Source organism: Rhizobium sp. LEGMi-198b (assembly GCF_054114205.1).
Window position 1 is genome coordinate 386,663 of the sequence record NZ_JBSYVH010000001.1, and the last position, 14,457, is coordinate 401,119.

General features: G+C 61.7%; 10 protein-coding genes. 1 reads left to right on the plus strand and 9 read right to left on the minus strand.

All coding sequences use genetic code 11. The annotated features are described in order from the left end of the window. Positions 1-224: 224 nt before the first annotated feature. Positions 225-2,540, plus strand: coding sequence for a PAS domain-containing sensor histidine kinase (locus tag ACXHXG_RS01840; protein WP_457898334.1), 2,316 nt, complete (start codon positions 225-227; stop codon positions 2,538-2,540). A gap of 104 nt (positions 2,541-2,644) precedes the next feature. Here ACXHXG_RS01840 and ACXHXG_RS01845 read toward each other — a convergent pair whose 3' ends face one another. From ACXHXG_RS01845 to ACXHXG_RS01885, 9 genes are all read right to left on the minus strand, one after another. Further along, a complete protein-coding gene (locus ACXHXG_RS01845; RefSeq protein WP_457898335.1) occupies positions 2,645-5,605 on the minus strand; it encodes a bifunctional [glutamine synthetase] adenylyltransferase/[glutamine synthetase]-adenylyl-L-tyrosine phosphorylase in 2,961 nt (986 codons plus the stop codon). A gap of 138 nt (positions 5,606-5,743) precedes the next feature. Then, positions 5,744-7,159 (minus strand): sensor histidine kinase, encoded by a 1,416-nt coding sequence (locus ACXHXG_RS01850; protein WP_283049659.1) that lies wholly within the window; start codon positions 7,157-7,159, stop codon positions 5,744-5,746. Next, positions 7,156-7,914, minus strand: a complete 759-nt coding sequence (locus ACXHXG_RS01855) for a response regulator transcription factor (RefSeq protein ID WP_104822454.1) — start codon at positions 7,912-7,914, stop codon at positions 7,156-7,158. The genes ACXHXG_RS01850 and ACXHXG_RS01855 overlap by 4 nt, the downstream gene beginning before the upstream one ends. Positions 7,915-8,053: 139 nt before the next feature. Then, a complete protein-coding gene (locus tag ACXHXG_RS01860; RefSeq protein ID WP_104822453.1) occupies positions 8,054-9,607 on the minus strand; it encodes a Do family serine endopeptidase in 1,554 nt (517 codons plus the stop codon). Positions 9,608-9,781: 174 nt separating this feature from the next. Continuing rightward, complete coding sequence (locus ACXHXG_RS01865; RefSeq protein ID WP_457898336.1) at positions 9,782-10,228, minus strand: cytochrome c-type biogenesis protein; 447 nt, start codon at positions 10,226-10,228, stop codon at positions 9,782-9,784. A gap of 53 nt (positions 10,229-10,281) precedes the next feature. Beyond that, complete coding sequence (locus ACXHXG_RS01870) at positions 10,282-12,270, minus strand: heme lyase CcmF/NrfE family subunit (RefSeq protein WP_457898337.1); 1,989 nt, start codon at positions 12,268-12,270, stop codon at positions 10,282-10,284. Next, the gene (gene ccmE / locus ACXHXG_RS01875) at positions 12,267-12,716 is read right to left on the minus strand and encodes a cytochrome c maturation protein CcmE (RefSeq protein WP_457898338.1); all 450 of its coding nucleotides are present in this window, start codon (positions 12,714-12,716) and stop codon (positions 12,267-12,269) included. The genes ACXHXG_RS01870 and ccmE overlap by 4 nt, the downstream gene beginning before the upstream one ends. Then, positions 12,713-13,864 carry a c-type cytochrome biogenesis protein CcmI gene (gene ccmI, locus ACXHXG_RS01880; protein WP_457898339.1) on the minus strand — a complete coding sequence of 384 codons (1,152 nt, stop codon included), beginning with the start codon at positions 13,862-13,864 and terminating at the stop codon, positions 12,713-12,715. Before ccmI ends, ccmE begins: the two co-directional genes overlap by 4 nt. A 95-nt stretch (positions 13,865-13,959) precedes the next feature. Further along, complete coding sequence (locus ACXHXG_RS01885; RefSeq protein WP_104822448.1) at positions 13,960-14,394, minus strand: RT0821/Lpp0805 family surface protein; 435 nt, start codon at positions 14,392-14,394, stop codon at positions 13,960-13,962. Positions 14,395-14,457 lie beyond the last annotated feature (63 nt).

Below are 14,457 nucleotides of genomic sequence, written 5' to 3' on the forward strand. Positions count from 1 at the left end.
ACTTGCTTGTCCGAGATCAAAGCGGGTGATTTGAGCCCGCTTTTTTCAGCCGGAACGAGTCCCGCGCGCCGTCACCTTACCATTGCGAGTGCAAAAAGCCTCGAAATCGCATATGGTTAAGAAAGTTTTACCCTCCCCTCTGGACAAGGCGAATCACGAGTGATTCATTAAGGCAGATTCGGGCGAGCGGCGCAGCGAATCACACGAGGGACAAGGCTAGAGCGATGGTGGACGTGCGGCGGGCAACCGCGGCCGATGGGCGGCTGCGTGTTAATTTCGACGGTCTGAAATCCTGGCATAGCGGTGTTGCCGATCGAGCGGGCGTACGGGCGGAAACGGTTTCGCGCCGTTTTCCGAAGGCCGAACATATCCTGAAACGGGTAATTCCCGTCCTCATCGTCTCCTTTCTGATGGTGGTCGCCGCGTCGCATTTCTTCGGCATGATGATGGAGCATGGGCGGATGACCGCGGCTGCGCGCCGGGCGACGTCGCTTTCCATCGCCGCCGCTTCCGCGGCCTTTTCCAACGATGCCAGCCTGTTCCAGATCGGCGACCGAAGCGGCGCGGAAAAGAAACTTGCGACTTACCTTCCGCAGGACCGGCTCGACACCGGCGCCTTCGTCCTTCTCGTGCAGGCGAGCGGCCGTGTCTTCGGGTCGTCTGCCGCCGGCTCCGCCTATATAGGCTTGACCATCTCCGATTTCTTCCCCGAAGTGTCAGCCATCCGAAGTTTCGGCGACCATGCCGGCGTGATCGAGACGATGATCGACGGAGCGCCCTTCTACGCGGCGATTTCCTTGATCGGAGACAAGGGCGATTTCGTCCTGTCGGCCGCCTCGATGGAGCAGATCGACAAGCTCTGGCGCGATGAGCTGACGCTGAATGTCACGCTTTTTGCCGGCATTTCCTCGATCCTGCTCGTCATCCTCTATGCCTATTACACCCAGGTGAAACGGGCACGCGATGCCGACGAGATCTTCCTCGAGTCCAATCTGCGCGTCGAGACCGCGCTGTCACGCGGGCGCTGCGGTCTCTGGGATTTTGATTTCGCCAGCCGCGAATTCTTCTGGTCGCGATCGATGTACGACATGCTCGGCCTGCCGGCCGCCGACCGGCCGCTCTCCTTCACCGACGCGGCCCGGATGATGCACCCCGATGATAACAGCCTGCATGTGCTGGCCCGATCGGTCACCCGCGGCACTGCCGGCCAGGTGGACCAGATCCTGCGCATTCGTCATGCCAAAGGACATTATGTCTGGATGCGTGCCCGCGCCCAGGTCATCCGCACCAATTCCGGTCATGTCCACATGATCGGCATCGCCATGGACGTCACCGAACAACATCGGCTGGCTCAGCGCTATGCCGAGGCCGACCAACGTCTGGCCGATGCGATCGAATGCACTTCGGAAGCTTTCGTGCTTTGGGACAAGAATGACCGCCTGGTCATGTGCAACGCCCATTTCCAGCAAGCTTACGGCCTGCCGGACAATGTGCTGGTGCCGGGCACCGAACGCGCCGTGGTCAACGCCGCCGCGGCCCGCCCGGTCATCGAGCGGCGCATTGTCGATCCCGGCCGCTCCAGCCACTCGCAAACGACGGAAGTGCAGCTTGCCGACGAGCGCTGGCTGCAGATCAACGAACGCCGCACCCGCGACGGCGGCCTCGTTTCCGTCGGCACCGACATCACCCAGTTGAAGCGCAACCAGGAACGCCTGCGCGATTCCGAACGCCGGTTGATGGCGACGATCAACGATCTTTCCGCCTCGCGACAGATCCTCGAGCGGCAAAAGGCGGAGCTTTCGACCGCCAACACCAATTACCTCGCAGAAAAGGAACGCGCCGAAGCCGCCAATAAGGCCAAATCGGAATTCCTCGCGAACATGTCGCACGAACTGCGCACGCCGCTCAACGCCATTCTCGGCTTCTCCGAAATCCTGCAGGATCAGATGTTCGGTCCGCTGGGCTCGGCGAAATACAATGAATATGCCAAGGATATCCACGACAGCGGCAAGCATCTGCTGAATGTCATCAACGACATCCTCGACATGTCGAAGATCGAGGCGGGGCACCTCAAGCTCTCCTGCGAGCGGATCGATCTTGCGCCGTTGATCGAGGAGTGCCTGCGCTTCACCTCCATTCCGGCTGCCTACAAAAACATCCTTGTCGAACAGCGTATCTCCTCCGGCATCAAGCTGACGGCAGATCGCCGCGCCATGAAGCAAATCCTGCTCAATCTTCTTTCCAATGCCGTCAAGTTCACCAATGACGGCGGCCGTATCGCGGTGCGCACACGCAAGGTCGGGGACGCGGTGATGTTAACGATCGCCGACACCGGCATCGGCATCCCGAAGTCGGCGCTGAGCAAGATCGGTCAGCCGTTCGAGCAAGTGCAGAACCAATATGCCAAGAGCAAGGGAGGCTCGGGCCTTGGCCTCGCCATTTCCCGGTCGCTGACGACACTGCATCACGGCCGCATGCGCATCCGCTCACGCGAAGGCATCGGCACCTTGATTGCCATTCGCATTCCCGATCACGGCTGAGCTAAAGCGCATCGCGATCTCTGGGATTCACTCCTTGCGCTTTAAGCCTTGATTTTGCGCATGTCGTTAGCGCAAAACCGCTGCGCACTTTTGCGCGACATGCTTTAGGCTCTCACAACCGACTGGAAGACTTTCCGCACCGCTTTCGAAAGTCGCTTCAGTTCCGCTTCCAGCGTCTTGATGTCAGGGCAATCGCCGGCGCGGCAAACCAGCTCGATCAGGCCCGAAGGCGCCTTGTCCGGATCGAACGGGCCATCCACACAAAGCCGGATCAACTGCGACAATTCGGTATAAAGATGCAACGCCTCCAGGCAGAGGTCTAGATCGTTGCGGTCCATCAGGCTGCCGCCCAGCAGCTTTAGCGCCTCGCCGGTGCTGAGGCCATTGGCGTCGATCCCGACGCCCCGGGCGGGTGCGATCAGCCGAAGATATTGCGCGATGAATTCGATATCGATCAGGCCGCCGGGTATGAGCTTCAGATGCCAGATGCTCACGGGCGGCTTTTCCTGCTCGATCAGCCCCCGCATCTCGGCGACATCCTTGGCGATCTTGGGAACATCGCGCCTTGCCGAAAGCACCTCGCCGATGATCCGCTCCGCATTCAGCACGAGATCCGCGTCGCCGCAGATCAGGCGCGCACGGGAGAGCGCCATATGCTCCCAGGTCCAGGCCTCTCCGCGCTGATATTTCTCGAAGGAATTGATGCGCGTCGCGACCGGGCCCTTGTTGCCGGACGGACGCAGGCGCATGTCGACTTCATAGAGCACGCCCTCCGCCGTCGGCGCGGAGAGCGCAGCCATCAGCCGTTGGGTGATGCGAGTGAAATAGCGCGTCGCATCGAGCGGCTTCGGCCCTGTGGATTCGCCGGCTTCATCGTCATAGTCGTAAAGCAGGATGATATCGATGTCTGAACCCGCGGTGAGCTCGAAACTGCCGAGCTTGCCCATGCCGACGATGGCAACGCGACCGCCTGGATAATCGCCATGGGCCGCCTGGATTTCCTTCATCACCGCGTTCAATGCCGCTTCCACGATCAGATCGGCAAGATAGGTAAAGGCACGGGCGGCCATGGCGCCAGCGATAGCGCCTGTCAGGAGACGGATGCCGATCAGGAAGCGCTGTTCCGAGGCGAAGATGCGCAGCCGGTCCAGCACCTCCTCGTAGTGTACCGCAGGCGCCAGAAAGCTTTTGATCCGCTCGGCCAGATAGTCGCGCGTTGGCAGCTCCGCCATCAGGCCCGGGTCCAACATGCCATCGAAGACATGCGGCTTGGCGGCGATGATTTCGGCAAGCCGCGGCGCCGACGACATGATATTGACGATGAGCGAAAGCAGCGCCGGATTTGTGCTGAGTAGCGAGAAAAGCTGGATGCCTGCCGGCAGGCCGGAGATGAAACTGTCGAAACGCAGCAGCGCCTCATCTGCCCGCTTGCTCTCACCGAACACGCGCAGCAATTCCGGCGTCAATTCAGTCAATCGCTCGCGCGCCTCGACCGATTGCGTGGCGCGATAGCGGCCATAGTGCCATGTCCGGATGACATGGGAGATATCGGAGGGGCGCTCGAAGCCGAGGCGGCGCAACGTCTTCAGCGTATCGGGATCGTCGCCCTGACCGGTGAACACGAGGTTGCCGGTTTCGGTCGAAAGCTTGGTCTCCTGCTCGAATAGACGGGCATAGCGCCGCTCCACCGTCTTTAGCGTGGCAACCAGCGCCTCGGAAAAGCCGGACAGATCGGAAAAGCCCATCATGAAGGCGATACGCTTCAACTCGACATCCGTTTCGGGAAGCAGATGCGTCTGCTCGTCGCGCACCATCTGGATGCGATGCTCGACATCGCGCAGAAACCAATAGGCTTCCGTCAGTTCGTCGCGCGTTTCCGCGTCTATCCATTTCGCCTTGGTCAGTTCCCCCAATGTTTCCTCGGTGGCGCGGCAGCGCAGCGCAGGCATGCGGCCGCCGGCGATCAACTGCTGCGTCTGCACGAAGAACTCGATCTCGCGGATGCCGCCGCGGCCAAGCTTGACATTGTGACCCTTGACGGCAATCGCCCCATGACCCTTGTGCGCATGGATCTGCCGCTTGATGGAGTGGATGTCCGATATCGCCGCGTAATCGAGATATTTGCGGAAGACGAAGGGCACGAGGTCGCGGATGAAGGCCTGGCCGGCCGCAATATCGCCGCCGACGGCACGCGCCTTGATGAAGGCGGCGCGCTCCCAGTTCTGTCCCCTGCCCTCGTAGTAGATCATTGCTGCATCGACGGGGATGGCAAGCGGCGTAGACCCCGGATCGGGACGCAGGCGGAGATCGGTGCGAAAGACGTAGCCGTCGGCGGTGCGCTCCTGCAGGATGCGCACCAGGCGGCGCATCAGCCGCGGGAAGATGTCAATCGCATCGTCGGGATTGGCAACGATGCCCGCCATTTCGTCGAAGAAAACGACGAGGTCTATATCGGAGGAATAATTCAGCTCCTCGGCGCCGAGCTTGCCCATGCCGAGCACGATGAGGCCGGAGCCACGGCTCGGCGTGGAAGGATCGCGAACCGCGATCTTGCCGGCCTCATGCGACGATAAGAGCAGATGATCGATCGCTGCCGAAATCGAGGCTTCGGCAAGGGCGCTCAGCCAGCGCGTCGTCGCTCTTCCGTCGAAAATGCGGGCGAGATCGGCGAGCGCGATCAGGAATGAGGCACGGCGTTTGGCGATGCGCAGGCGGCTCATAACCTCAGATTCAGAAGGCGACGACGCTCCGTCATGCGCCGGCAGCCAGGCGCGGCGCGCCTCGGCTACCAGGGCCTCGATCTGCGGCGACAACGGCCTGCTGATGGCTGTGACGAGAAGCGCCGGGTCGAGATTGGCCATTTCGCGGAGATGGGGCGAGAGCGTCAACGCGGCGAAGATGAAGTCGCGCAACGGGCTGTCGCTCCCGAGAAGAGCGGCTATTCCCGGTTCCGATGCTGCGATATCCTTGAGGTCGGCGAGCGTCGCTTTCAGCTCCGTCTGATTGAGCGGGCGAAGCCGCCCGGGCGGAACATCCTGCAGAAAATCGCTTTCCGTCATCGTCATGCAGCTCTCCTCCTACTGCGCCGCGCGTCCGAGCGGACGTGCTAGGCACGCAGTAACATCTTGAATCCTGCGTGATCTCCAGGATCGGAAGCCGATATGGAGACCCTGTATGAAGCAATCCGGTAGGGCAGGATTAATCTATTGTTCCTGCGTGGGGAAGATCATGGTTACCGTCAGACCGCGCGCGTTTGTACTGGCCGGGTCGGTATCGGAAAGTTCGAGCCGTCCACCATGCAGCTCCATCACCGCTTCCACCAGAGCAAGACCAAGGCCGGTGCCAGGCTTGGAGCGGCTCTCGTCCAGACGGAAGAAGCGTTTGACCACATCCGCCCGCTGATGGGCAGGAATGCCCGGACCATGATCCGCGACGGCGAGGTTTACGGCACCCGGCGTACGCGAGAGTTTCAACACGACCGTCTGTTTGCCCGGACAGCCCGAGGCATATTTGACGGCGTTGTCGATCAGATTGAAAATCGCCTGGCCGATCAGCTCGCGATTGCCCTGCACCTCGACATCGGGCTCGATCTCGGTCGTCAGCGCCAGACCCGCTTCTTCGGCTACCGGCTCATAAAGCTCGGCCGTGTCCGCAACGATGGAGGAAAGGTCGATGCCGGTCATCTCGGCGGCCACGGAACCGGCCTCGACGCGAGAGATCATCAGCAGCGCATTGAAGGTGCGGATCAATTGGTCGGACTCGCCGATAATGCCCTCAAGCGCGACACGGCGCCCTTCGCTGTCGGCATTGTCGAGCGCGCCCGCGGCCTTGTTGCGCAGCCGTGTCAGCGGCGTCTTCAAATCATGGGCGATGTTGTCGGAGACCTGCCGCAAGCCTTCGTTCAGTTTCTCGATGCGCTCCAGCATGGCGTTCAGCGATGCCGACATGCGGTCGAATTCATCGCCGGAGCCGCCGACCGGCAGCCGCTGTGAGAGATCGCCGGCCATGATCTTGCGGCTGGCATCGGTCATGCGGTCGATGCGCTTCAGCGCGTTGCGGCCGATACCGAACCAGATGACCAGCGCGCCGAGGCCCATGATCGCCAGCGCCAGCATCAAGGCTTGCCGCACCAGCACCCGGAACCGCTCCGGTTCACCAAGGTCGCGACCGATCAGAATGCGCAGGCCGTTGTCGAGAAGGAAGATATTGGCGATCGCCAGGTGCCGTCGTTCAGGGTCGGTGCCGGTGTCGGTATAGCGCTCATAGATGAAGGGCAATTCCGTCCAGCCGGCTTCGCCGAGGACGCCTGGCTGCACCGAGGCGACATTGCCGGCCAGGATATCGCCGGAGGGGCTGGCGATGACATAGAGATTGGCGCCCGGCTGGCGCGCGCGACGCTCCATCGTGCGCAGCAACAGGTTCAGCCCGCCGACATCGTAGGCGCGCTTGACCTGATTGACCTCCTGCTGCACGGCATCGCGGATTTGCCCGGTCAGCAACCGCTCCGACATGGCCGTTACGTAGAAGACGAGCGTGGCGGCGCAGAGCGCAAAAAGAAGGATGTAAAGGGCGGACAGGCGGACTGCGGTAGACTTGAAGAGAACGCGAAAGCGGCTCATCCCTCGTCCTTGATCATGTAGCCGGCGCCGCGGATCGTCTTCAGCAGCGGCTGGCTGAAGTCCTTTTCGATCTTCGAACGCAGGCGCGAGACGTGTACGTCGATCACGTTCGTCTGGGGATCGAAATGGTAATCCCAGACGTTTTCGAGCAGCATGGTGCGCGTCACTACCTGGCCGGCATTCTTCATCAGATATTCGAGCAGGCGGAACTCGCGCGGCTGGAGAAGGATCTCCTTGCCGCCGCGGCGAACTTCATGCGACAGCCGGTCGAGCTCCAGATCGCCGACACGGTAGAGAACATCCTGTTCCGGCGTGCCCTTGCGGCGGCCGAGGACTTCGACGCGGGCGAGCAATTCGCTGAAGGCGTATGGCTTCGGCAGGTAGTCATCGCCGCCGGCACGAAGGCCGGTTACGCGGTCGTCGACCTGGCCGAGAGCGGAGAGAATGAGAACAGGCGTATGCACGCCTTTGCGACGCAGCTCGCTGATGACGGAAAGGCCATCGCGGCGCGGCAGCATGCGATCGATGATGGCGACATCGTAAGCGTTCTCCGTGCCCATGAACAGGCCGCTCTCACCGTCGCTCGCATGGTCGGCGACAATGCCGGCCTCGCGAAACGCCTTGGTGAGATAGGCGGCAGCCTCGAGATCGTCTTCGATAATCAAAATCTTCATGTGGGCAACATTACCCGCCGGCGATGCCTCAGCACAACCGGAATCGGAAAAGTTCACAGTATGTTGGCCAGCGGTTGTCATCTTCTACCTGCCCTGAAAGCCGTTCGTCGATAAGCCATGGTCCTGCACGATCGCGCATGTTGGAAACCATGCCCTGGAAACAAAGGAGCCGCGCAAGCCGTGGCCTGCGCGGCTCCCAATGCATTCAATTGGCCGAAAATCAGCCCGCAGTGATCGGCAGAGCGACGAAGCGGCTGCCGTCGTTGGACTGGATCTGGAACAACGCGCGGGTGCGGCCGTCCTTCTTCGCCTGATCGATGACCTTGGCAATGTCTCCGGCATTGGAGACCTGCTGGTTGTTGACCGAGGTGATCTTCTCGCCTTCCTTCACGCCCTTGTCGGCGGCATCGGAGTCCGGATCGACGCCGGTGATCGCGACACCCTTACCGTCATCGGACGGACCGACGGTGAGGCCGAGATCGGCAAGCGCCTTCTCCGAAGACGGCTGCTGCGGCTGGGGCTGCTGCGAATTGTCGTCGTTCGAAGCCTGGTTCTGGTCGGCCGGCAGCGTGCCGAGCTCGACGGTGACCGACTGAGCCTTGCCGTTACGCCATAGCGAAACATCGACCTTGGAGCCCGGCTGCATCGCGCCGATACGGCGGGCGAGATCGCGCGGGTCCTTGACCGGGTCGCCGTTAACGGCCGTCACGACGTCGCCGTTCTTGATGCCTGCCTTCTGGCCCGGAGAGCCATCCTGCGGGGATACGACGAGCGCGCCGTTCGGCTCGGACAGGCCGAGGGATTCGGCGATATCCTTGGTTACCGGCTGGATCTGCACGCCAAGCCAGCCACGCGATACGGTACCGCTCTTGATCAGATCGGTGACAACGTTCTTTGCGGTATCGGCGGGGATTGCGAAGGCGATGCCGACGCTGCCGCCTGACGGCGAGAAGATGGCGGTGTTGATACCGACGACCTGGCCGTTGAGGTTGAAGGTCGGGCCGCCCGAGTTGCCACGGTTCACGGCTGCGTCGACCTGGATGAAGTCATCATAGGGACCGGAGCCGATATCGCGGCCGCGGGCCGAGACGATGCCGGCTGTGACCGTGCCGCCAAGACCGAAGGGGTTGCCGACGGCAACGACCCAATCGCCGACGCGAACCTTGTTGTCATCGGCCCAGTTGACATAGGTAAACTTCTTGCCCTTGCCATCGACCTTCAGCACCGCGAGGTCGGTGCGCGGGTCCTTGCCGATCAGCTTGGCGTCAAGTTCGGTGCCGTCATTGAGGACGACGACGAAGGCCGCACCGTCGGAAACAACGTGGTTGTTGGTGACGAGATAGCCGTCTTCGGAAATGAAGAAGCCGGATCCCTGAGCAACCGGGCGCAGGCGGCCCTTGTTGTCCGGCTGACCTTTCTGCTGGCCCTGCTGCTGGTTATGGCCCTGCTGCTGTTCGAACTGCTTGAAGAACTTCTTCAGCGGATGATCATCCGGCAGTTCGTCGAAGCCACGGCCGAGGCCGAAGGAATCGTCTTCATCAGCGACCGGATTGACGCGGGATTCGACGCGAACGGAAACGACTGCCGGAGATACGGCGTCGACGACATTGGCGAAGCTCGGGACCTGCGGGGCCTGGACATTGACGGCATCGGCATAGGAGCGGCTGATTTCAGCGGGAACGCCAGTGGCGAGAGCAGCGACAGCGAGGCCGGCGACGACAGAAGCTTTCATAGCCGTGCTACGGGACAAAGCGTCCTTGATATTCCTGAACATATGCGAGTTACCTTTTCTTCTCTCGTCCGATTTCTCTTTGCCGATGGAACCGGCGGTGATGGGTCATGGGCAAGATATAGGCCTTCCGACCTTACAGCGAACTGTCCGACCAATGAAAAATTCGTAATGTAGCGAAATGTTTTCGATGCGGTAAAGACAACTTGTCGTGCAATGTCACTTGCCGAGAATGTCGTTCAGACGCGCTTCTTCTTCTGCCGTTAGCTGGGTGCCCGTCGGCTTACCCACGCGGCGCCGGGCATAGATGACAAGAGCGAGGCCACCGAGAACGAAGAGAGCAGCCGGCGCCCCCCAGAGCAACAACGTCTTTTCGCTGAGGCGCGGCTTCAGCAGCACGAACTCGCCATAGCGGGAAACGATATAGTCGAGCACCTGCTTGTCGCTGTCGCCAGCAACGAGGCGCTTGCGCACTAGGAGACGCAGGTCGCGGGCAAGATCGGCATTGGAATCGTCGATCGACTGGTTCTGGCAGACCATGCAGCGCAATTCGGCCGAAATCGTCCGCGCCCGGGCCTCAAGGGCCGGATCGGGAAGAACTTCGTCGGGATTGACTGCGAAGGCGGCGGTGGGAGCAAGAAGTAGAACAATAAGGAGCAGACGCATAAGCGCCTTTACCTTCTCCCCCACGGGGAGAAGCGGAATTGGCCACACGCGCCTCATTCCGCCGGCTCCATCGCTGGGCGGACCGGCTTTGCCTTGCGGCTTGGCGCGCCGACGCGCAGGCGGCGGTCGCTCAAGGAGACGAAGCCGCCGAGCGCCATGACGATGGCGCCGCCCCAGATGCAGATGATGAAGGGCTTCCACCAGATGCGCACGACCATGCCACCATCATTGGTGGGATCACCGAGCGAGACATAAAGCTGGCTGAGGCCAAGCGTCAGAATGCCGGCCTCGGTCGTGGCGGTGCGACCGGCGGTGAAAAGCCGCTTGGAGGACGAGACGTTGGCGATGGCGACGCCGCCGCGGCTGACCGTAAACCGGGCGCGATCCTCGGTGTAGTTCGGGCCGACGCCGGGCTGGATGCCTTCGAAGTGCAGCGTATAGCCGCCAAGCTCGGCCGCGCCGCCCGGCTTCATCTCGGTGATGTTTTCGGACTGGAATGTCGTCACCGCGACGATGCCAAGCACGGTGATGCCGAGCCCGGCATGGGCAAGCGCCGTTCCGAAGGCCGAACGCGGCAGACCGACCAGACGCCGCCACGCGATATTCCCCGCCATCTTGCCGATACCGGCGCGGTACCAGAGATCAGCCACTGCGCCGAAAACGAGAAAGAAACCGGCGGCCAGGCCGAAAACGGCAAGCACCGGTCCGCCATGGCGGACGTAGAACAGGGCGAGACCCGCGATCAGAGCAAGGCCTGCGGCGACATAGAGCCGCTGCAGCACGCCGAGCAGATCACCGCGTTTCCAGGCAAGCAGCGGCCCGAAAGGAACCGCGATCAGGATCGGCGTCATCAGCAGGCCGAAGGTCATGTTGAAGAAGGGCGGGCCGACGGAAATCTTGTCGCCGGTGAGTGTTTCCAGCGCCAGCGGATAAAGCGTACCCGTCAGCACCGTGCCGCAGGCAACCGTCAGAATGAGGTTGTTCAACACCAGCGATCCCTCACGCGAGATCGGGGCGAACAGGCCGCCGGCGGCAAGCTTCGGGGCGCGCAGGGCGAAAAGCGACAACGCCCCGCCGATGAAGATCAAGAGGATGCACAGAATGAAGATGCCACGCGTCGGATCGCTGGCGAAGGAATGCACCGAGGTCAGCACGCCGGACCGCACCAGGAAGGTGCCGAGCAGCGACAGCGAGAATGTCAGGATCGCCAGGAGTATCGTCCAGATCTTCAGCGCATCGCGCTTCTCCATGACGAGCGCTGAATGCAGGAGCGCGGTGCCGGCGAGCCAAGGCATGAAGGAGGCGTTCTCCACCGGGTCCCAGAACCACCAGCCGCCCCAGCCAAGCTCGTAATAGGCCCAATAGGAGCCCATGGCGATGCCGAGCGTCAGAAAGGTCCAGGCAGCCAGCGTCCAGGGGCGAACCCAGCGCGCCCAGGCGGCGTCGATGCGGCCTTCGAGCAGAGCGGCGACGGCGAAGGAGAAACAGACGGAGAAGCCGACATAACCAAGATAAAGCAGCGGCGGATGAACGGCCAGGCCGATATCCTGCAGCACCGGATTGAGGTCCTTGCCCTCAGCCGGGGCCGGATTGAGACGGAGAAACGGGTTGGAGGTCAAAAGGATGAAGATCAAAAAGGCGGCCGAGATCCAGGACTGTACTGCGAGCACATTGGCACGCAGCGTGTCCGGCAGGTTGCGCCCGAACAGCGCCACCAGGGCGCTGAACAGCGCCAGGATCAGCAACCAGAGCATCATCGATCCTTCGTGATTGCCCCAGACGCCGGAGATCTTGAAGATCAGCGGCATCAGCGAATGGGAATTTTCCCAGACGTTCAGCACCGAAAAATCGGAGGCGACATAGGCATAAGTCAAAACGCCGAAGGAAAAGGCGACCAGTGCGAACAAGACGACGGCGCCGACCGGCGCAATGTCCATCATCGACAAGTCGCCTCGCCGTGCGCCGATGACCGGGATGATCGAGAGGATGATCGCGGTCGCAAGCGCCAACACCAGCGCATAGTGTCCGAGCTCGATGATCATTGGCTGGCTTCCTCGCCCTTCCAGACGCCGTCCGCCTTCAGCTTGTCGGCGACTTCCTTCGGCATATAGCGCTCATCATGCTTGGCAAGCACGCTGTCGGCAACGAAGATGTCGCTGCCCGGCTCGAACCTGCCTTCCGTGACCACACCCTGCCCTTCGCGGAAGAGATCCGGCAGGATACCATTATATTTGACCTTGATCACATCCGTACCGTCAGTGACGGAAAACTGAACCTGCGTTCCGTCGCCGCGCACCACGCTGCCCTGGCCGACGAGACCGCCGAGGCGGATCAGCGTACCGGCGTTGACCGGATTCTTGGCGAGGTCGGCCGGCATATAGAAATAGGCGACCGACTGGCTGAAGGCGAAGAGAACGAGCAGCACTGCGGCGGCGATGAAGCCCATGCCGCCGGCAATGACAGCCAGACGTTTCTGCTTGCGGGTCATTGCTGCGTCACCTCCGTCGGCAGTCCGAGCTCCTTCGCCAATGCCAGAAGCTGCTTGCCTTCGCCGCCGTCGGCCGGGAAAGTCTTCAGGCTCCGCTTCAGCGCATCCACCGCGCGGTCCTTGTCCTTCAGCACGGCATAGGAGCGGATCAGCCGCATCCAGCCTTCGAAATTCCTGGGATCATCCTTGAGCTTGGCGTCGAGGCCCTCGACCATGCCGCGGATCATCTGCTGACGGTCGCCGCTGTTCATCGCATCTGCGGCGGCAACCTGCTCGCTGGTCGGATTTCCGGGCGCATTGGCATTTGCCGAATCTGCCGTGGCGGTATCGGCCGCGCCGCCGTTCTTGACGATATGATCGTTGACGGCAGCCATCCAGGGCGCATCGGGGGGCGATTGCTTCGCCAGCGCCTCGAAGGCCGTCTTTGCTTGCTCCGCCTTGCCATCCTGCTCCAGCGCCAAAGCGAGATAGAAGAGCGCTCGGGGATTGTCGGCATCAAGCGCAAGGGATTGCTGCAACGAGCTGCGCGCCTCCGCCGTCACGATGCCATCGGCCTTCATGATCAGAACTTCGCCCAGATTGCCAAGCCGCTCGGCATTGGGACCGAGCAGACGGATGACATTGCGATAGGCGAGTTCCGCGTCGCCGATGCGGCCGGTCTTGAGGTAGATCGGCGCGAGCACTTCCCAACCCTTGCCGTCATCCGGTTGCTGCGCCAGATGCTGCTCGACCTTGACGATCGAGATGGCGAGATCGTTGCCGGGATGTTCGAGGCGCGCTTGCAGCGGCTGCGACGGCAGGCCGGGATTGCCCTTCACAAGATAGAGACAGAGACAGACGATCGGCAGCAGGACGATGATGAAGGCCTGGGAAAGGTAATGGCCGCGGGCTGGCACCTTCGCGGCACTCGGTCCGGCGCCTGAAACGGCAAGTAGACGGCGGCCGATTTCAGCGCGGGCATAGCCGGCCTCTTCCTGCGAAATCAGGCCGCCCGCAAGATCGCGGTCCAGCTCGCGAAGTTGATCGCGATAGACGGCAGCCTCGCCGGCACGACCGTCATCAGCCACCTTTGCTCCACGCAAAAGGGGGGAGAGCAGGATGGCACCGACAACAGCCGTCAGAACGGCCACGAGAATCCAGAACAGCATAGACGCCCAATACTTTAACAGGCCGCTTATTCCAACCGTCAAAGCCGCATTGACGAAGATTTGAGGCGTTTAGCCGCGATTTTCAGGCGGGGGATCTAATTCAGCGGCGTCCACGTACCGTCGTCGTTGCGGCAGGCAGCTCCCCTCGCCTGGGTCGGCTTGTCGTCGACCGTGATCGTATGGGTGTATTGGCGGCAATTTTGCGAGCCGACCTGATAGGGAGCGGCGGCCACGACCTCGCCACGGACGTTCTTGCCCGTCCAGGCGACAGGCTGACCGAGCGGCGCGGTTTCCAGCGCCCGATATTCCGCTTCCAGCGCCCGTTGCTTGTCATTGTCGCTGAGCTTGATGCCCGTGCGGCCGACGATGCCGCCCTCCAAGGCCGAGATATAGCGCGCCGAGGAGGCTGGTTTAGCGGAGGAAGATAGAAAGCCCGTCACGCCGCCTTTGCCGCTCGTGGTCGAGCAGCCGGAAAGGGCGATAAGGGCAAGAAGGGACGGGGCAATCAGAAAAAAAGTGCGAAGCTTCATACAACCGAACCAGTATCAACGAGCAAAACTAGAGGTACTGCGATGCGGCATCACTATGGCGCA